The sequence below is a fragment of the Chitinophaga hostae genome, from assembly GCF_018224885.1.
GTDB lineage: Bacteria > Bacteroidota > Bacteroidia > Chitinophagales > Chitinophagaceae > Chitinophaga > Chitinophaga hostae.
The window spans coordinates 635,867-656,678 of record NZ_JAGTXB010000003.1; the positions used below are offsets into that span (position 1 = coordinate 635,867).

The window sequence follows — 20,812 nt, forward strand, 5'->3', positions numbered from 1 at the left end:
CCCTCACCCAATTCCATGTTATGAAATCAATACTACTACAATGGACGTTCTATAAACGTCTCAGGCACTACCTATTGGTGATGAAACTAGCTATGTTTCTCCTGGCGCTGATTTGTACACAGGCGTATGCCACTGCCTGGTCGCAGGAAAAAGTCAATATTTCCCTGGAAAAAGTCAGCCTCAAAACTGCATTAAAAACCATACAGCAGCAAAGTGATTACAGGCTCATTTACAATGATGATATGCTGCCGGAAAACGCTACCGTATCCATCCGCCGCAGTAATGCCACTGTACCTGAAATACTGACCACCGTCCTGTCCGGCACCCATTTCAGTTATACCATGCTGGATCATAAAGTGATTGTGATTACACCGGAAAATATCCGTACTGTGAAACTAAACGGCACCGTAAAAAACGAGAAAGGCGATCCCCTCATCGGCGTGTCCGTTAAAATAAAAGGCAGCAATATTGGTACTGTCACCAACGAAAGCGGTCGCTTTGAACTGCCCGCACCAGCAGGCGCCACGCTCATATTCAGCTATGTGGGCTATGAGCAACAGGAAGTTATTGCCGGTGAGCAACCGCTCAATATCATCCTGAAAGAAAGCGCCAGCGGCCTTAATGAAGTAGTAGTGGTAGGCTACGGCACACAGAAAAAAACATCTTCTACCGCCGCAGTAGCAGCTGTGCAGGGAAAAGAACTGGCCAAATCACCAGTGGCCAATATTTCCAACTCACTGGCCGGTAATATCAGCGGCGTGAGTATGCGCCCCAATGGCGGACAACCGGGTAAAGACAATCCCGATATCCACATCAGAGGCATTGCCACCACCGGCAACAACTCCCCGCTAATAGTAGTGGATGGTATTATCCGTAATAACATCAACGAAATTTCACCCAATGCCATTGCATCAGTAACAATACTAAAAGATGCCGCAGCCGTAGCTCCATATGGACTTGGCGGCGCCAATGGCGTAATTCTCATCACAACTAAAAGAGGACAAACCGGCGTACCTACCCTTTCATTAAATGCCTATTATGGTATACAAACACCTACTTATTATCCTAAAATGCTGAATGCACAGGATTATATGCGGCTGCGTAATGAAGCCTATAAAAATGAAAATCCAACAGGTACCCAACAACCGTTTGCAAACGATTTGATAGCTAACTATGCAGACCTGAATGCAAAAGATCCCGATAAATATCCAATCAGCAATACGAAAGACCTGGTGCGCATGCACGCACCTGTTCAGAACTATAACCTGCAGTTGAGCGGTGGTTCCAAAGTAATGAAGTATTATGCAGGTTTGGGTTACCTGCAACAGGATGGTATGTTTGCGCCAATAAACTACAAGCGCTACGACTATAACGTGAATATGGAAATAAACGCTACTCCTACCACCAATGTAACGTTGTCGATCATTGGCGCAGTAGAAAAAACCAACAGCGTGGATGCCGCTACCACGCCAGGTCAGCTTTTCCGGAGCGCATACAAACTGATCCCCATCACCAACCTGTACTACAGCAACGGTCTCTGGGGGGAATTCGCCGGTAATTCGCCGGTTGGTATCCTCAATGCCGGCTATTCCCACCGCAATGCCACCTCCCTGCTTACTACGCTGGGGGTAGAGCAACAACTGCCTTTTATCAAAGGATTGAGTATAAAAGGAACATTCAGTTATGACCCTAACGACTATACGATAAAGGGATGGCATACCCCTTTCTATTTCTACTCACAAAATACCGCCACTACCCCTTACACCTATACGAAACAGGTATCCACATCCGAAGGAAGCGCTGCGCCTTATACCTGGCTGAACCAGGAGTACGCAAAAAATCAGTACTTCACCTTTCAGGGATACCTTAACTATCACAACAACTTTGGTAAACATGACTTTACCGGCTTGTTGGTAGCAGAAGCCCGTAAAAATGATTCTACCGGCTTTTCTGCACGGCGCAATAATTTTGCCGTCAATATTGACGAGCTGGGTATGGGCAGCTCCAATAAAAACGATTTCGACAACAACGGCTCTACTGCTACCGGCAGTCAGCTGGGCTTTGTTTACCGCGTAGGATACAGCTATGATCATAAATATCTCTTTGAAGCGGCCGGCAGATATGATGGTCATTACTTTTTTGCACCGGACAAAAGATGGGGCTATTTCCCGGCTTTCTCCGCAGGATGGATTATCTCTGAAGAAAATTTTCTCCGCGACCGTAGCAGTATATTAAACTACCTGAAACTGAGAGGCTCCTGGGGCAAATCCGGCAACCTGGCCGGCGCCGCCTTCCAATACCTGAATGGTTATAATTTATACGGCAACGCCTATGCCTTCGGCAACGGCACCATGGTACAGGGATCTAATATCACCAGGGAAGCCAATCCTAATATCACCTGGGAAATATCCACCAAAACAGATATAGGTATAGACGCCACGCTCTGGAAAGGTTTGCTGACCCTGGAAATAGATTATTTTCATGAAAGAAGGACCGGTATGCTGCTGCCTCCTGCTGTAACCGTACCGGTGGAATATGGCTTAAACCTCTCTGATGAAAACCAGGGCATCATGGAAAACCGGGGTATAGAAATATCAGCAGGTACCAGTCGCCGGTTCAACAATGGATTACAGGTGAACCTGAACGGCAACTTCAGCTATGCCAAAAATAAAATGGTCCAGGTATTTGAAACACCCGCTACCCGTAATAACCCTAACCGTAGCAGAACAGGCCGGCCCACCGGCACGCAGTTCGGCTATCATGCACTGGGATTATTTTCTTTAGAAGACGATAAAAATAAGGATGGCATCATTAATGGCGACGATGGCTACAATGTTACCCAATTTGGTGTACTCCATCCCGGTGACATCCGTTACGCTGATATCGGCGGGCCTAATGGAAAACCCGATGGCAAAATAGATGCTAACGATGAAGTGGTAACCGGTAACCCGGTGTATCCGTTCATCACCTATGGCTTTACGCCCGGCGCTTCCTGGAAAGGATTCGATTTAAGCCTGTTCTTCCAGGGTTCCGCCCTGGCCAGTCTGAATATCCGTGGTTTCCAAACAGTGCCCTTCAACAACAATAATAGTAATTCTTCCTATGAATATTTTAACAACCACTGGACACCCACTACCCCCAATGCGCTTTATCCACGGGCAAACCAATCCCCCTATGCGAACAATACCCAGAACTCTGATTTCTGGATGATGAAAACAGGCTATCTGCGATTAAAGACAGCCGTATTGGGATATACGCTGCCAGCCAGCATTTCTAAACAGGCGAAGATGCAAAGCGTCCGCTGCTATGTGTCCGGACAAAACCTGCTCACCTTCAGCAAACTGAAATTCATGGATCCTGAAGTAGGCTATACCGACGTGGAAACAGCCTATCCCAATCAGAAGACCATCGTTTTTGGCCTGAATGTGACCTTTTAGTCTTCATCTCTGTAAATAAAATATTATGATCTATATCACATCGTTTACCCGGCTACTATTCATTGCCACACTGCTCACCGTTTGCCTGTCGTGCAACAAAAAATTCCTCGACAACACAGACAAGGCAAAACTAACCGATGAACTGCAATGGAGCTCAGAAGGCAATGCAGACCTGTTCCTCAACGACATCTACAGCGCCCTGCCCAACTACTGGAACCAGGCGGAAAACCTGGACAATTTTACAGATGATAACGACGCAGGATTCTATTACACTTCCTATAACTGGAAACAGGGTATCATATCTCCAGCCTCCAACGACTATACCATATGGGGTGGCATTACCGGGTCTGCAGATATTACCAACTGGACCAGCACCTTTACCAGCATCCGCAAATGCAACACCTTCATAACATCAGTAAAGAAATATGCTGACCATTTTTCACCGGAATGGCTCAATAAAAGAATAGACGAAGCCCGGTTTATGCGCGCATTCTTCTACAGCGAATTGTGGATGCATGTAGGCGGTTTACCTGTTATCACTACGGCGGCAGACAGAAGGACGATGGATAGCGCCCTGATATACACGCCCCGTAATACATTTGAAGAAACCGTCACCTTTATTACCTCAGAACTGGACGCTGTGGCCAAAGGCGGTTATCTGACCGCCAAATACAACCATGGCGATGCAGATGCCGGCCGCGCCACACTTGGCGCTACACTCGCACTAAAAGGATGGGTGGAACTATATGCTGCCAGCCCCGCTTTCAATGCTGCACAACCTGCAGCCGGCGCGGATGCCAATAAGATAGCCGGTTATAATAACTATGATGCACAGCGGTGGGCCCGCGCAGCCGCCACCTTCAAACAATTTATTGACCTCTATGGCAATGGCAAAGCCTATGAACTATTCCCCGACCCAGCCGCCCTCTGGTATGAAGCCAATGAATATAATTCGGAAGTGGTATGGGACAGGCAGGTAGTAGCCAACACCATGGGGTCTTCCTTCGAACAATACGGAGGCCCGGTATGGATCAGTGGCGCCTACTATACCTGGGGCAACTACTGCCCCACCCAGGAACTGGTAGATCAGTTCAATATGGCCAATGGCAAACCTATCACCGATCCCTCCTCCGGCTACGACCCTCAACATCCCTACGTAGGACGCGAAAAAAGGTTCTACGACTGGATTGTATACGACGGCGCCCCATACAAAATGGCCTGGATGACTAAAGGCGATACGATTTATACCCGCATCGACAAAGTAAACCCTTCCAAAAACCAGATTGATTTCGGAACAGATGACGTAGGCAACACCGGCTACTATTTTAAGAAACGCCTCAATCCCCTCGTGAGGCCCGGCGGCGGCGCCGTCAGCGGCGCTAATTTCGTTTACTACCGTTATGCTGAAGTATTACTGGGCTACGCAGAAGCACAAAATGAATCGGCAGGCCCGGATGCAACGGTATATAAAGCCATTAACCAGGTCAGAAAAAGAGCAGGACTGCCGGACCTTCCGGCAGGTTTATCCAAACAGGATATGCAAGCGGCCATTTATCATGAAAGAAGAGTGGAACTGTGTTTCGAAAATAAACGCTTTTATGATATCATCCGGCTGAAAACAGCCAACACTGTTATGAACGTGGATAAGCATGCTATGAAGATAAGCAATACCGTGCCGGCTGATAATTCGGGAGTATGGAAATATGAGGTTGTACCATTGAACCATCCGCATGTATTTACACAGAAGATGTACCTGAACCCGATACCACAGGACGTTATAGACAGGAATCCCAAAATTGTGCAGAACCCCGGATATTGACCTTTTATACTGCCTGCTATCTTTATCAACGGATAGCAGGTAGTTCTTTCCCGGTAAAATGCAGCAAGTAAACCGTACTAGTCAGCCAACCCATCCAGCCCAATTACAAACGGCTTAATTCCCCTGGTCATAAATACCCGCAGCTCCCCGTTTTCCGCAGTATAAATCAGCAGCGCATCCAGTTCTGTATGCTTCGCCAGGAAGCGTTTGGTAGCCTCCAGTCCCATTACCATAAATGCGGTATCATAGCCATCGGCAGTAATGGCATCTGCGGCAAATACGGTAACGCTCTTCAAAGCAGATGGCGAAGAAAAGCCGGTGAGAGGGTTAATAATATGTGTCAGTGTTTTTCCCTGTTGCTCATAATGATCGCGATAGTTGCCTGCCGTGGTAGCTGCCCTGTTCAATAGCTGTACGGTCGCTTCCTTTTGCCCGGGGTGGAGGGGATTGTCGATACCGATGGTCCACGCCTTGCCGTTTTTCAGCCCTTTACAGCGCACTTCTCCTCCTATTTCCACCATGTAATCACGGATACCGTTGCGCTCCAGCAGCGCCGCTAAAACATCCACACTGTAGCCCTGTGCAATGCCATCGAAATCGAGTCGCACCTGCTCTTTTGATTTGTGCACACTGCTTTCATCAAAGCTGATCTGTGAAAAGCCTACATACTGTAACAGTGAATCGGCCTTTTCCCACCAGGGGCTACCCGTTTTTTTCCCCGCACGGTAAGCTGCTGTGAGCGGCATAATGGTAGGGTCAAAAGCACCGTTGGTGGCGGCATACACCTCGGCTGATTTTTTTAGTACGGGATAAAAATAAGGGGATTGAAATTCCCAGGAAGCGGCCGACCGGTTAAACAGGGAGAGTTCAGAATCCCGGCGATAAATAGATAAACACCGGTCAAATTCCAGCAGCGTAGTATCTATAGCGCCCTGGAAATTACGCTGCTGCGGATCAACATACATCACCAGCCAGGTGGTGCCCTGCGCGCTGCCTTGCAGGGTCACCACCGGCAGGTGGAACCACAAAAAAAAGAGATAGATGCTGTACACTATTATTCTTTTAGCAAATTCATCAACTCCGTCAAATGATCCTGGTATACGCCCCGCGGACTGCTGTGATATTTCTTTGCCACAGCGGCAGCGAAGCCTACTACTTCTCCCATCATACCACAGGTACGCATTACACGGGTACTACCAAAAGCCACATGGGTAGTACTGATGTTCCTGCCTGCCATAAACAGGTTGGAAATATTATGTGAATACAGGCAACGGTAAGGAATCGTGTAAGGGGCTACCCGTATATGTTTGGTACCGGCAAAAAATTCCTGGCCTTCAAAGTACCGGCTGTTTTTAGGATCGGGAAAATGCAGATCGATGGTCCAGGTGGCGGTAACAGCGCCATCCGGATACATTTTGCCTTCCTGTATATCCATCTGGTTGAGTACATGATCACCGATGATGCGGCGCGATTCACGTTTACCGCCGATATAGGCTACCCATGCCAGCTCCTGCTTTGCGTATTTTTCGGGTTTGTTATTTTTGAGATAAGACCAGTTACCGTATATGGCGCGGAGATTATGGTCCCGTATTTTCTCTGCATCTGTAATGGTATTAAAATTACCAAAGCCTGTTTCCCATTCCCAGTCGGCCTTATAGCTATCGATATGATACTCGTTCGAAAACTGCATAGCCCAGGGCGTGGCAGGAAAGGTGGTAGCACTGTCTACCGGTACCGATGCCCATAAATTGGAAGTGCCCAGCGTAAAGCTGTCCTGCTTTTCTGCTGCGAGCGACTCACCCGTTTCTGTTTTGCTTTCACGGCCCATGCGGAATTCTGCTCCTGCCAGGTACCCTACGGTGCCATCGCCGGTGCAATCCGAAAAATACGTACCGGTAAATCTTGTTTCCTGGTTACTGGCAATATCACGGCCTGTTACGGCAATGATGCGGTCGTTTTCCTTTTCTACTTTATACACATAGGTATTCAAAAACAGGTGCAGGTTCTTCTCTGCTTTTGCAATGTCGATCTTCCGCTTATCACCGTATTCACGGGCATCGGGATTACCATTGCCAGGATCGCCGTTATCCATTTCTCTTACTATTCTTCCTAATTTAGGGTAATAATTTTTGTCGATATCTCCCATCAGGTGTACCCGGATTTCTGAACTGTTGTTACCTCCCAGTACCGGGCGGTCCTGTATCAGCGCTACTTTCAGTCCCATGCGCGCGCCGGAAATAGCAGCACAGGTGCCGGCAATGCCACCGCCTACCACTACCAGGTCGTACTGTCCGCCATCGGCAGGCAGCTCGGTAGTATGCAGCAGTTTTCTGCGGAAGGCGCTCAGGGTGGGCAAATCATTGGGTGGGGTAAATTTCGCAGCAGTGGTAAAATACAGCGCATCACATCTCCCATTAAAACCTGTCAGGTCATGTAACGATAATTTTACCTGCTGCTCCGTGATATTCACTTCACCACCATCATACCATTTCCACTGGTCATTACCACTTTCGCCAAATACCGGTGTAAGCTGCTTCCCGTTTACCGTTACCGTAAATTTTCCCGGCCCTTTGGGAAACGGCGCCCAGTCTTTGGTACGCACCCATACCCGGTACTTACCTTTTGCAGGAAATTCAACGGTGGTCACTGCGTCGCCTACCGGCCGGCCCATGCCATGCGCCATCAGGTACGAAGATCCCATTACGGCAAACGACTGCTGATCTATTACCCATCCCCCTTTATTGGCGAAAGATTCGGTTTCCACAAACACCTGTTGCTGCGCATGCAGCGTTAATGTAGCGCAACACAATAGCATGATGCGCAGTAAATTATTGATGCTGTTGTATTTCATAGTCATGTAATTTCTTTTTAACGTAATTATTTTCCGGCGCCGCTTTCAGCAAAGCCAGGAGTAAGTTTGCCTGCTCTCCGTTAGCGTTGGCCAGCGTATCGGCCAGGCGCCGGACCAACTCCCCTTGCAGCGGAACATTTTTCAACCGGCGGAGTATGGTGAGCTGCGCAGGATAGGGCGCGCGGGTAAACGTATCCCATAACCAATGCTGCGCCTTTTTCCCGGTATAAAAACCGGCATCCACCTGTTGCAGGATATACCGGGCAATAAAAATATGCTTGCTGTTGACGATGTTCCGGATAGCTGTTTCAAAACCCGGGGTAATCATTCCTTTTTTATCCATCACTTTTCCCAACGCCCAATACTGGTAGTCAGGATTTCCGGAAGATAAAAAACGGTGCAGCAGCTGTTTGCTGTTATACGTTTCCGTAATACGGTTTATTTCTTCCACCACATTTCCATGGGCCATATGCCACAGCGTATAACAAGTGTATACGGCGCCCGGGATCACTTCATTTTTGATAGTTTTCAGCGTGGCGCCCGTTCTGGCATCCACAGAGTCGGCCAGTTTTTCGGTACCCGGCACAATCAGATCAGTGATCTTCAGCTCCGCCAACAGGCAATCCGGTTTCGCCAGGATCTCCTGCAATTTTTCATAGTCAGCAGGTTTGAATACTTTATGATCCAGCTTTGTCAGCGCTTCGCCCGCCGGCAAATCGTAGCGGATATAATTCCCCAGCAGGTCCCAGTAAAAGTTGATGAACACCGGTTTGCATTCCCCTGTATAACAAACCGGCGTAAAAATATTCCTGTAGTAATACAATGGCCGACCATCCTTATCCAATGCCAGCTGCAACGAATAGTTGGTGCTGTCGTTTTCGCGGACGGCAAATGTTTGACGACGATGCGCGTCCGGCAGCAACGATTGATTATGCAATACATCATAAGTGGTATCAGCACAGGGGCTCCCGCCATACACCACATGACTGTACAATAGCAATAAACCGGCAAACAAACATTTCATTGTATTTATTTATAGTCTAAAATTGCGGTGGCTTTACAATCTTTATCACTGGAAAAACGTATCCACCTGGCCTGGAACCCTTTGGGGAACTGCCATGCAAAAGTTTCTCCGGGCGCTACGGTAATTGTTTTATAGGGCATCCAAACGCCATTACCAACCGGATCAACGGTAATAGTAAATGTAACCTTTGCATCGCTGTCATGCAATAGCCGCAGACTGCGATTTTCATAAAACCCGATCAGGTAGGGATCGGATGGTTGTCCGGCAGTAACGGCGGTATGCTGCCATGGTCCGCCATGACCGGTAGGACGACCCATCTGCCACAGATCATCGATAGCGCCGGCCCATACAGCGGCTTTATGATCGTTTGATACAATAATGTGGTCGCCCGCTTTTGCGTCCGGATCTATTCCTGTCATGATCAGCATTCCCCGGTAGGCAGCATAATCGTTGATCCGGAAATGATGGGAGGATATCGGTCTTATTTTCGCATAGCCATCTGCGTTTTCCGCAGGCAGTTCATAAAATGTACCATGACAATTAAAAAGATCCCTTTCAGTGGATACTTCTCTGCAAATACGCAACGCAGCTTTACCAATAAGATCCGAATAAGCCGCATCGCCCAGTGGCAGCCGCCAGCGCCGTCCCTTGTCATCTACTATCAGTACTGAAGAGGCTTCAACAACAACCGGCTGTTGGGGAATGGCAAATTTTTGCCGGATAAACTGCTGCGTGGCAGGATCTTCCTTTTTTATCAATTGCATATCTGCCGTTAGTTCGTAATACCCGATATCAGTGGCGTTGCCCTGCTGATAGGTACGGGCCGCCATACCTAATGCACGGCGATCATTGCCCAATCCATATAACAGGCCGCCATTCACATTGGCGGTGGTTACTTTACTGAGACCGTGGAAAATCGGTGATGCCACGGTGTTACGGCGATCATTGGCGGTCAGAAAAAAATGAACGGTAGCGGTTACATTTTTTGCAATCCTCACGCGGATCCATTCTCCCGGTGTATTTTCCGGGAAAATAATTTCAGCAGCCTGACCGGGTGCTACGGTGATCGTTTGTGCGGTAGTCCAGGCGCCATTACCCTTGTTATCTGTTTCAAAGGTAAATGCCACCGGCTGCGCACCATTATGTTGAATGCGTGCGCTGCGGGAAGGCCAGCCGGCAAATAAAAAAGGCTCTGAGGCCTCACCCGCTTTTACCGGTTCATTGAGCCATACCGCACCTTCTGCGGTGTTGGGTCCCAGTTCGTCGGGTTGCTGCAGACTGGTAAACCAGAGATTAGAATTGGACTGACCGGGTCCTTCTATCGTTCCTTTTGCCGTACGTTTGTTGAGAAATTCTTTTTGTGCGGCATCATCACAACCAAATACCAGCTGATCCTGCCAGCGGGCATAGTCGCCTATCACTTTCAGGTAGGCACTACGGGGACGGATACCCGCAGTATGCCCTGCAGTAAAGCTGGCCGGAAAATGCCAGAACATACCATGCATAGTCATCAGATAATCAGGTTTGCCGGTGGCGCCTATGTCGCGGATACGCGGCCACTCGGTATTCCAGCCATGGGCTCCATCATAGGAGTGACTTGCTTTGGGCAACCGGAAAAACTGCCATTTCCCCTGATCCCTCAATCCCAATAATAATGATTTATGATCCCAGCCGGTGGTCCATATGGGATCGGTGGCAGGATTTTTATTCCCCTGTATACCGCCAGGACCGGTGATTTCCACGAACTGGTTACGGCGTATCACTTTCCAGTCTTTCCCGTTCCATTCCGACAAAGAGCCGGCAGGAATATCAAAATCGGTGAGTGCTTTAGGTCCGGGTTCGCCGTTGTTGGAATATAACAATACGCCCTGACCGGAATACAATCCCTTCCCATGCGCTCCCGGCAGCAGCGCCGATGCCGCGTTGGCAACCGTATCGGCGCCTTTCTTATTTTTTACATTGCCATCTTCATACAACATTGTTGGTTGAAGGGTATGCACATCTACTTCGTAAAAGCCTTCTTCCATAGTACCGTAATATATTTTCCCGGCAGGATCCGTCAGGTGCCGTGCGTTGCCGGTATGCCGTCCCGGCATGGTAGTGTAGGGGATTACCCTTACATTGCCTTTATCGCTGATCGCATAGGGACCAATAAACAACTGGTTACTTTCCGGATGTATCATGCGGTTGGCGGGAGTGCCGCCGATGCTTTCTTCACGCACCACCTGCTTCAGCTCCGGCGTAATTTCATACAGCTTATCAGACGAGCCAAAGGGCATATGCGGTCCATAGGTGATTACCCACAATTTGCCTGCCCAGGGCACTACCGCGCCGGTGCCACATTCGCCCTCTCTATTGTACATGGCCAGCTGCGGGTAAATACCGCTGTATGACCGGGGTTTATTCGTTTGTGCATCACTGTTACAGCCTATGCCCAATAACCCGATGGCGACGCCCAGTATAGCCCTGCTCTTTCTTATCTTCATATATCTTAATAATTTGGATTCTGTGTGAGATGACTGGTAAGTACTTCGGTAGAAGGAATGGGCCAGAGGTATTGACGCGTAGCATCAAACTTCCTGACGGCGATTTGCTTGATCAGTCCTGCGCTGTACATCGGCATAAAATCCGCTACACCATCCTCATCAATAGCGGGTGTTTGCGGGAAAAACCATAAACCCGGTTTTACTATTTTAGTGCGCAGTTCTGCCGGCTCCAGCAAACCATAGTTAGGTTTATTGAGTACTTTTTCCGCCAGGCGCCAGCGGATAATATCCATATAGCGTATACCTTCCTGTGCAAATTCCATCCTTCTTTCGGTACGGATAATTTTGATGAGCGCATTTTTATTGGTAGTTGCTACCGATGGATAACCGGCTGTATTCGTATATACGGTACCGTAAGCGCGGGCTCTTACTTTGTTGATGGCATCGGCCACGGACTGATCTGTTTCGCCCAACATTGTTTTTGCTTCTGCATATATCAGCAACACATCCGCGAAACGGATAATAATGTTGTCCGGCTCTACTGTCCAGGAGTTCAGCAGCCAGTCGCCATCGATCCCTTTCTTCCACAGCAAACCATTAAAGGATGCATATTGCGCAATAGAGCGGGTGTCTTTATTCTCCACATATTTGTTATCCGATATTTTCAGTACCGTTACCGAATCAGGATGCGGCTGGAAAATGTATCCCAGGTGCGGTGTCTGGAATTCCACGATAGTAGCGGTGCAGCGGGGATCACGGTTATCGAACGGACGACGCGGATTATATAGCGGCGACTCATCTATCGGCAAACCATCTTTACAGAGGAATGCGCAGAGCAGGTCCCAGGAAGGATCTTTGGCCGCCCAGCCACCGGAGTTACGGCTTACGAAGTTCTGGCAATCACCCAGGGTTACTTTCAGCGTAACGGATCTCGGCAAACCAAATACGGTTTCGGTGGAGTTTTTTGTTTTAGATAAAAACAGGTTACTGAAATTATCGTGGAGTTTATATACGTCCAGGTCCATGCAGGCTTTTGCAGCATCGCGGGCAGTGGCCCAATCGCCCATATACAGCGCAGTGCGCGCTTTCATGGCCAATGCAGCACCTTTAGTGGCACGCTTCAGTTCTGCGCTGCCATAAGTAGTTTTTAATACGGCAGCGGCGGCATCAAAATCAGCATAGATTTTTTTCAGCACTTCGGCTTTATCCATCTGCTTCATGTTCAACGCCTGCTCAATATCAAGTGTGGAATCGGTATATACAATGTTGCCATAGTGCGTTAACAGCCGGGAATACTGACTGGCTCTTACAAAGCGGGCTTCAGCACTGTAGGCGTTGATCTGCTCGGGCGACAACACCTTCGCCGCCCTGGAAATGCTTTGTAAAATGTTATTGGCCCTGGCAATGGCTTTATAGGTTTTGGTCCACCAATCTTTTACAAAACCGGTTTCACCATTGATAGTGGCGCCGGTTACTTCAGTGGTGGCGTCACGGTATATCCAGTCGTCGGTCCAGTCGTCGCTGTCCTTCAACCAGAAATCGGCTTTATACAATCCGTTGAGCGACATCTCAATTTCTTCCGGGGTGGAATTCCAGGTTTCGCTCGATCCATCCGACAGGGGATGCAGGTCCAGTGAGCCACAGGAGCTGATCAACAAACCTGATATCAGTATAAAAATAAGTTGCTTCATGATCGTGGAGATTTAGAATTTAACGGATGCACCAAATACAAAACTGGTGGTAATGGGATATACCAGCCCTCCCTGTTCAGGATCCCACCCTTTGGGAAAATGATGAACAGATACCAGGTCGCTAACGCTGCCGTATAAACGAAGTCCCTGGATATGGATCTTCTTCATCCAGGCATTGGGCAGAGTATAACCGAGACTGATATTTTTCACACGGAAATACGCGCCGTTCATCAGCCAGAAATCGGACATGGCATAGTTGTTACCTGCCGAAGTATTGGTATAACGTGGATAGCGAACAGCGAGGTTTTGTTCCGGTGTATTGTATTTACTCCAGGAGTTACCATCCAGGATGGCGGGGAAGTTGCCAAAACTTTCGCGGAGCGGTTGTACGATATCGGGGGAGAGGCGGGAACTTTGTTTGCCCACTCCCTGCAGCACTATACCCAGATCCCAGTTTTTGTAGCCTGCCTGCATAGAAGCGCCATACTGGTAACGGGGTAAAGAACCGCCCAGCAATACCCGGTCGTATTCAGGAGAAATTTTTCCATCCGGCACACCTTCCGGGCCGCTGATATCGCGGTACCGCACATCGCCGGGTTTTACGTTGGCATTTAGTTTTGGCGATTTATCTACCTCATCCTGTGTTTGATAAATGCCATCGGATACATAGCCATACCATTCGTTGTATTCACTGCCCTGCTTTTTGATCAGATCGCCCAGGAACTGTGTGCCTCCCAGGTCGCCCATTTTTGTAACAAAGTCGGAGATATTTACCGATGCACTGTAGAAGAAATCACCGATCCTGTCACTCCATCCCAGCTGTGCTTCCCATCCTTTGGTATACATTTTACCGGTATTCTGAAACGGGTTATCGTAGCCGATATAATCCGGTATTTCCAGTTCCAGCAAAATATCGCTGGTTGTTTTCTGGTAGTAGTCGCCGCTAAAGCGCAGGCGGTTACCTAGGAAGTTTACGTCGGCGCCTATATCCCAGGAATGAGTGCTTTCCCAGGAAATATCGCGGATAGCATATTGCCATTGTGCGGCCGATTGTCCGGATACCACTGTACTACCCTTATAAAAGAGGGAATTATTTTCGAAAGATAACAAAGCCTGGTAAGGGTAATTTCCAATGCGCTCATTACCCAGCGAGCCCCAGGAGGCGCGTACTTTCGCGAACGACAGCCACGGCGCCGTTCTCTTCATAAACCCTTCTTCCGATAATACCCAGCCGGCGGAAAAGGAAGGGAATGCGCCCCAACGGTAACCGGGAGCAAAGCGGGAAGAGGCATCGTAACGGATGTTTCCCTGCAGCAGGTATTTGTCTTTGTAACTGTACATAGCCCTTCCAAACCAGGACCGGTAAGCATTTTCAAACGCGCTGCCGCTGTTATCACGGAATTCAAGCGGGCCGAGGTTCAGGTAAGGATAGTTATTCAACAGGTATTGTCCTCTTGACGCACCTAACAATTCATCAAATGCTTTATAATACTCATAACCGGCCATCAGGTTGATGTTATGGGCTTTCAGCTGTTTGTTGTAGTTTATGATAAACTGCGTGGTATAGCGATAATTGTCGTTGCGGCTTTCCTCCAGCTTGGTTTCGGAGGCGCCTTCAATATAACCGGAAATAGAATTTGGATTATTGAAAGACGTGTAAGGTATTTTTTTAGTAAACTTTTTTCCTTTATCAAAATTCAGGAAAGGGGCTACGATACCGGAAATTTTGAGTCCTTCGATGGGTGTAAAATCAATACCTATTTTGCCTCCCAGCTGGTTGAACCAGTCGTTACTAAAACCTCCGTATTTCGTCATGGCGTAGATGTTCGCACCATCCTTACCCGCACCGATCCGGCCATCGGACCACATGGCCGCATAGATAGGCGGCATGATCCCCAGTTTATACATCGGATCAACGGTAGGTTGTTTCACCATGGTACGTTTGTAGTTAATGTCTACACTGGCCGATAGGTATTTGTTGATGGTAATATCATTGTTGACACGTGCGGTGACGCGATCATAGGAACGATCATCGTATAATGCGCCGTTTTTATCGTACACCAGCGATACCCTTGAGCGCAGTGCTTTACCGGCGCCGGCGATGCTGAGCATATGTGTTTCGCGGGGAGCGCTGTTATGCATAATGAGTCCTCTCCAGTTAGTGTTGGGATACAGATCCGGATTTTGCTGATGCAGACTATTATAATTGTCTACAATATCTTTTGTATAGGTAGGATATTCATTGGCGTTATTACCGTTATCGTTCCATCTCAGTTCATTGGTAAGCTGCATATAGCGTACAGCGTCTACATACCGGGGAAGTTTAGTAGGTTTTTCTATGCCATATTCATAACCGTAGTTCAGGTCCAGCTGTCCGTTTTTTGCACGTTTGGTGGTGACCAGTATCACACCCGCAGCGGCGCGGGAGCCGTAAATGGATGCTGAGGCGGCATCTTTCAATACAGAAATATTATCGATATCATTGGGGTTGATGGAATTGATATCGTCGATGGGTACGCCATCGACGATGATCAGGGGCGTGGCGCCGGCATCTTTGATGGTGGTGATGCCACGCACGCGGATCTGGGCGGTGCTGCCGGGAGCATTATTGCTGCGGGTTACCATTACGCCGGGCATAGCGCCCTGCAGCGCTTGTGATACCTGGGTGGTTTTACGGTTAGCAACAGCTTCCCCTTTTACAGTAGAAACAGCGCCGGTGAGATCGCTCTTTTTCACCGTACCATAGCCAATCACCACCAGTTCATCGAGGGCGGTATTGGCCGCTTTGCTGAGGCGAATGTCAACCTTATACTGTCCGTTGATGGTGACTTCCTGTTTATCATAACCTACATAGGTAAAGATGAGGGTAGCTCCCTCCGCCACACCTGCAAACTGGTATTCACCCATAGCATTGGTGGTAGTACCTTTGTTGGTGCCTTTCAGTAGGATGGTTACTCCTGGCAGCGGTGTGCCGGTTTCGTCTGTCACTCTTCCGCTGACGGTCATTTGCAACTCCAGGAGTTTCAGTATAGGCGGCAGGGTGAGCGATACCTGTTTTTTGATGGAAATGGTTCTATCTACGATGGAAAAGCTGAGTCCCTGCCCTTTTAGCGTAGCTGCCAGCAGTTCCTCCAGTGGTACCTGCTGCATCGACAACGTAACGGGGTGACTGTTTTTTAGCAGGAAGTTATCGTAGAATACCACGTATCCTGTTTGTTTTTTAATGGCGGCAAATACCGTTTTCAGCGGCACTTCCTTTCCCGAAAAGCTGACGGTCTGCGAAAGCCCGGTAGCGCTTACATTCAGGAGAACAACGGTGAGCAACAGAAACGTTAACTTCATAGCTAACAGCATTTTGGTTGAGCATAGCGTGCGATGCCCGGAAGTTGTTTTGCGGAGCCTCAAAACGGCGGCCCATGGCATAGCAACGGCTTTCCGGCTGCAAAGAGCGTTACAATTAATTTGCATACATTTGCATTGTTTGGTTGAATGAATAAGGAGTCTTCGCCGACTTTTTTTTTCATTGTTAGCCAGATGCCGCCGGAGATATTACCAGTATTTCCGGCTTTTTTTGTGCATAACAATGTTGACCGTAAACCTTAGCTGTTTACGTAGTGGAATTCATGTTTACATGTGATGAATAAAAAACGTGGTTTACTTCAATACGGTGATATTTTTTCCGTTGATCTTAAATTTTACATCATTCGCTTCCAGGATGCTTAATACTTCCGTGAGGGGCAGCGAGCGTTGTATACCGCCACCAAAGCTCCTTTTCGGGATATCTCCTTCATAGCTTACCTTTACGTCGTACCATTGTTCCAGCTGTCGCATTACCGTGGGCATATCCGCGTCATTAAACTGGAAGAACCCATTTTTCCACGCAATAATTTCTTCTGTATCTATATTGCTCATTACCGCCAGCGAGCCATTTGGTTTTACCTGTGCCTGCTGACCCGGTTTCAGTATATATTTTGTGCTGGTACTGGCCACGCTCACGGCGCCGTCTACCAGCGTGGTTTTTATGACCGCTTCCTGTTCATAGGCATTCACATTAAATCGTGTGCCCATCACCGTAATATCTACCTCACCCGCTTTTACGATAAACGGCATATTGGCGTTGGCAGCTACTTCGAAATACACCTCCCCCGTAACGGTGACCCTTCTTTCTTTCCCTACAAAAGCTGCCGGGTAAAAAACAGACGATGCCGCGTTAAGCCAAACCACGGTACCATCGGGGAGTTTGAGGCGATATTGTCCACCTCTTGGCGTCGACATTTTATTATACATAGCCTCGCCAGTACCGTTTCCTTCATAGGCGAGCTCCCCGTTACTTTGCTTCACAATTTTAACATTGCCCTGTTGGGTGAGCACCCCGTTGCCGGCGCTGTCCAGCTCAATTACGCGGCCATCGGCCAGCGTTAGCAACGCGCGGTTACCGCCCGGCGCTACTTCATTCTTGTAGCGCTCCGCTCTTCCAGCCACCATTACAGGCTGCGGCGGGCGATGTTGCATCGCCCACCAAATGCCGCCTCCGAGCAACAATACTGCTGCGGCCGCCCACCAGCGGTACCGTACCACGCGGGCAACCGGCGCCGTTTGTGCAATGGGAACGGTCCCAAAAAAAGATGCCACCATGCGATCCGACATCTCATCAGGCATTTGTATTTGCGGCACATGCGCTTCCCAGGAAGCTCCCAGCGCGGATTCCAGCTCTTCCTGGCTGGCTTCACCATCAATCCATTGCGCCAGCTCCAGCTTTTCTGCTGCAGTAGCTGAATTATCAAAATATCGTTCAACCAGGTATTTAATTCTTGCTGACAGCATCTTGCTCTTTTACGGTTATCAGGTGCCTGTTCAAGGTATCCATCTTCCTATAGACAAACAGGAAGAAACATATACCTAGTCCGGCAGAAAATTTTTTTATTGCTGAAAGGAAGTAATGACCAGCAGCAGGCAGGAAGCCCCTGTGGCAGAATGCAGGTGTACGCCAAGCTGCTCCCGGATGGTACGCAGGGCGGCAATCATATGATTATTAACGGTAGATGGAGAGATATTCAGGCGCCGGGCAATTTCGTCATGTTTTAATCCCTGATCCCGGCTAAGCGTAAATACCAGTTTCTGCTTGGGAGGTAGTTTTTCCAGGGCGGTATTGAGCATTTCCCTCACCTCGCGGACATTCAGATTATCTTCCGCACTGGTGTTCACTGCCGCCGTTGTTTTATTCAACTCCGCCAGGATCAGCGTTTCCCTGGCCATACGACGGAAAGCATTAATTACCTGGTGTTGGGCCATGCGGTATATATAACCACCAAACTGGTCGATGTTCACCAGGTTTTCCCGGTCTTTCCATAACTTAAGAAAAACGTCCTGGATCACATCTTCGGTCATTTCGGGGGAATCGGTGAAACGCAGCAGGAAACTGTACAGCTTGTGCCGATACAGCAGGAATAGCCGGGTAAAAGACTCCTCATGTCCCGATGCGGCCTTCTGCAGCAACAATTTCTCCGTGGTTATATACTCCATGAAACAGGATAAAGTGGAATTGTATTTACATAACGTAGTTGGAATAAAAGTAACAAAAATGATTAAAGGCGGGGAAAAATAATTTGGAGGGGTTGGGGCATTTTTTTGAAACGGTGGTTGAGAGAGTGGAGTTTTTCTACCAACACTTCAAAGTTATGGTAGGGTGCGTAGATCATCTCCTTCAACATCATATTATAATCCGCACGATATTTTTCAATGATCGCGGCAGGAGGTATAAAGTTTAATGTACCGGGAAGTAACGTATTGTAGTCTATCCCCTTGAGCCGTATCCAATGTTTCCGATGTAGTAATGATGCGGCGTAAAAGTTGGGATCGGCCAAAACAGCATCGGCTATTCCGTGTTCCATCATTTTAACAAGGTCGTACAAATGCCTGGAACCCCGCTCCAGGCTTATTGTTTCGTTTGTGATTCCAGGCCTGTCATTCCCAGAAAATTTTTCGTGTAGCAAAAACATTTTCTCCAGGAACGTTTTCACCGGAAGCGTAGTTCTGATCGAAGCCGGCAATTCCTCATACGCTTTATTGGGAAAGTATTCCCATAAAAGAGACTGAATGAGTACCTGCTCGTACGGTTCTGAAAGGGACTTTATGCTGAATTCAATTTTTACTTCGTCTTTTAAATAATGGTGGGGGGCATATAATGAAGGGTAATGCAAATAAAGCGTTTGCGGATCTTTGTCCGGCAAACTACGATCAACAGGTGCAGCTATAACAGCGGCGATATCCGGTTCCAATCCCAGCTCCGACAGGCTTTTCGCAAGTGCGTCTTTAACCTGGATAGTCGTAAACTGACAGCCTTCTTTTTTAAGTCGTTTTACGTAGCTATAGGTTGGATTAGGTTGATACATTCTGCCAAAAGCGGCAGGAGCCAAAGCAATGTCAATATCTTCTGAAAATCGTTGGATTAATTTATACCCCTTGCTTAGAGAAGTTCCCCCTTTAAACGTAAAATGGGAAGCGTATGGAGTTTGGAAAAGTGTCTTTAATGTTAGGGTAACCCACCAGTCTTTTTCGAGGGCCTTAGTAGTAATACCGCTTCTAACTGCAGCCTGATCGAGCGTTGTGCGTCGTTGCTCAGCTGTCAGGTTTAACCATCCAATCATTTTTCTCGTTTAAGAGGTTATTAATATAGTTATAAATCTGTGCCGGAGCCATCTTAAGATTTCTTGCCAATATTTTGTGTTCCTCTTGCAGAAGAATCGCCTTTATTTTTTTACCCAACTCCTTGTTTAAATGCTGGGTTCCAACTTCCATCAACGCCAATATCACAAGACTGCTCAATTCTCCTGCAAAAGCCAGTTTCCTGGGCGTAGTTGGTTTAAATTCAATCAGCGTATTACCCATTTTTATTTGCCGGCGCTCACCGTCAGTCAGGTAAACCAACTTTGTAGGTACCTGCGTACTAAGCCCTAACAGGTGTAAGGCCTGAGAGCCAGTGGGCTTAATACGTACTTTTTCCTTTCTGGCAATAGTGGTCGCTACTTTTTCTGGTGAAGGATATAACTCGCCCAATAGCGGATCCGATTTCGGAACATAATAAATGCCATGAGAAAGACGACGCAATTTTCCTTTTGCGGTCAATCGCGATAATCCCATTTTTATAGCATCAATTGAACCTAGTCCTCTGAAATCAGCAGGAAAAATGAGCGCTCCTTTTTTATAGCGGAGAATTTGTTTTTCGATATTGGTTTGAACACTTTCCATTACAACAAAAATACAAAAAGAGAATACAATTTGTTACAAAAATCCTTAAAAAGGTAACAATATAAATAAAATAAATAATTTATTATATATTTGAAAATCAATCAAATTTAAATATCTATAATAATATTAATATTATACTTAATTTATTTTTAACAAACAACATGTGCTGATTCTCATTTTTAGCCATTCATCACAACTATTTTTTTACAACAAATACACTTGCTGATATCATTCTGTACTACGCGTAAAACAAAAA

At 47.7% G+C, this 20,812-nt stretch carries 12 protein-coding genes; 2 read left to right on the top strand and 10 right to left on the bottom strand.

What is annotated here, in order from left to right; genetic code table 11:
- Positions 1-20 precede the first annotated feature (20 nt).
- Positions 21-3,437, top strand: a complete 3,417-nt coding sequence (locus KE626_RS09660; protein WP_249207369.1) for a SusC/RagA family TonB-linked outer membrane protein — start codon at positions 21-23, stop codon at positions 3,435-3,437.
- Positions 3,438-3,462: 25 nt separating this feature from the next.
- Positions 3,463-5,256 carry a RagB/SusD family nutrient uptake outer membrane protein gene (locus KE626_RS09665; protein WP_211972662.1) on the top strand — a complete coding sequence of 598 codons (1,794 nt, stop codon included), beginning with the start codon at positions 3,463-3,465 and terminating at the stop codon, positions 5,254-5,256.
- Between the two features lie 77 nt (positions 5,257-5,333).
- On the opposite strand, the gene KE626_RS09670 is transcribed toward KE626_RS09665, so the two are convergent.
- The 10 genes from KE626_RS09670 to KE626_RS09715 form a co-directional block, all read right to left on the bottom strand.
- On the bottom strand, positions 5,334-6,308 hold the full coding sequence (locus KE626_RS09670) for an FAD:protein FMN transferase (RefSeq protein WP_211972663.1): 975 nt from the start codon (positions 6,306-6,308) through the stop codon (positions 5,334-5,336).
- A gap of 2 nt (positions 6,309-6,310) precedes the next feature.
- A complete protein-coding gene (locus KE626_RS09675) occupies positions 6,311-8,113 on the bottom strand; it encodes an FAD-dependent oxidoreductase (RefSeq protein WP_211972664.1) in 1,803 nt (600 codons plus the stop codon).
- On the bottom strand, positions 8,085-9,131 hold the full coding sequence (locus tag KE626_RS09680) for a hypothetical protein (protein WP_211972665.1): 1,047 nt from the start codon (positions 9,129-9,131) through the stop codon (positions 8,085-8,087). The genes KE626_RS09675 and KE626_RS09680 overlap by 29 nt, the downstream gene beginning before the upstream one ends.
- A gap of 5 nt (positions 9,132-9,136) precedes the next feature.
- Positions 9,137-11,617 (bottom strand): hypothetical protein, encoded by a 2,481-nt coding sequence (locus KE626_RS09685; RefSeq protein WP_211972666.1) that lies wholly within the window; start codon positions 11,615-11,617, stop codon positions 9,137-9,139.
- A gap of 5 nt (positions 11,618-11,622) precedes the next feature.
- Positions 11,623-13,308 carry a RagB/SusD family nutrient uptake outer membrane protein gene (locus KE626_RS09690; RefSeq protein WP_211972667.1) on the bottom strand — a complete coding sequence of 562 codons (1,686 nt, stop codon included), beginning with the start codon at positions 13,306-13,308 and terminating at the stop codon, positions 11,623-11,625.
- 12 nt (positions 13,309-13,320) lie between these two features.
- A complete protein-coding gene (locus tag KE626_RS09695) occupies positions 13,321-16,650 on the bottom strand; it encodes a TonB-dependent receptor (protein WP_211972668.1) in 3,330 nt (1,109 codons plus the stop codon).
- A gap of 312 nt (positions 16,651-16,962) precedes the next feature.
- A complete protein-coding gene (locus KE626_RS09700) occupies positions 16,963-18,132 on the bottom strand; it encodes a FecR family protein (protein WP_211972669.1) in 1,170 nt (389 codons plus the stop codon).
- Positions 18,133-18,228: 96 nt separating this feature from the next.
- Positions 18,229-18,831, bottom strand: a complete 603-nt coding sequence (locus KE626_RS09705) for an RNA polymerase sigma factor (RefSeq protein WP_211972670.1) — start codon at positions 18,829-18,831, stop codon at positions 18,229-18,231.
- A gap of 62 nt (positions 18,832-18,893) precedes the next feature.
- A complete protein-coding gene (locus tag KE626_RS09710; protein WP_211972671.1) occupies positions 18,894-19,955 on the bottom strand; it encodes a nucleotidyl transferase AbiEii/AbiGii toxin family protein in 1,062 nt (353 codons plus the stop codon).
- On the bottom strand, positions 19,927-20,556 hold the full coding sequence (locus KE626_RS09715; protein ID WP_211972672.1) for a DUF6088 family protein: 630 nt from the start codon (positions 20,554-20,556) through the stop codon (positions 19,927-19,929). Before KE626_RS09715 ends, KE626_RS09710 begins: the two co-directional genes overlap by 29 nt.
- Between the last annotated feature and the right edge of the window lie 256 nt (positions 20,557-20,812).

Coding starts and splice junctions, on each gene's coding strand:
- KE626_RS09710 (WP_211972671.1), bottom strand. CDS start 19,955: ATGATTGGATGGTTAAACCTGACAGCTGAGCAACGACGCACAACGCTC.
- KE626_RS09690 (WP_211972667.1), bottom strand. CDS start 13,308: ATGAAGCAACTTATTTTTATACTGATATCAGGTTTGTTGATCAGCTCC.
- KE626_RS09680 (WP_211972665.1), bottom strand. CDS start 9,131: ATGAAATGTTTGTTTGCCGGTTTATTGCTATTGTACAGTCATGTGGTG.
- KE626_RS09695 (WP_211972668.1), bottom strand. CDS start 16,650: ATGAAGTTAACGTTTCTGTTGCTCACCGTTGTTCTCCTGAATGTAAGC.
- KE626_RS09660 (WP_249207369.1), top strand. CDS start 21: ATGAAATCAATACTACTACAATGGACGTTCTATAAACGTCTCAGGCAC.
- KE626_RS09715 (WP_211972672.1), bottom strand. CDS start 20,556: ATGGAAAGTGTTCAAACCAATATCGAAAAACAAATTCTCCGCTATAAA.
- KE626_RS09675 (WP_211972664.1), bottom strand. CDS start 8,113: ATGACTATGAAATACAACAGCATCAATAATTTACTGCGCATCATGCTA.
- KE626_RS09685 (WP_211972666.1), bottom strand. CDS start 11,617: ATGAAGATAAGAAAGAGCAGGGCTATACTGGGCGTCGCCATCGGGTTA.
- KE626_RS09665 (WP_211972662.1), top strand. CDS start 3,463: ATGATCTATATCACATCGTTTACCCGGCTACTATTCATTGCCACACTG.
- KE626_RS09700 (WP_211972669.1), bottom strand. CDS start 18,132: ATGCTGTCAGCAAGAATTAAATACCTGGTTGAACGATATTTTGATAAT.
- KE626_RS09705 (WP_211972670.1), bottom strand. CDS start 18,831: ATGGAGTATATAACCACGGAGAAATTGTTGCTGCAGAAGGCCGCATCG.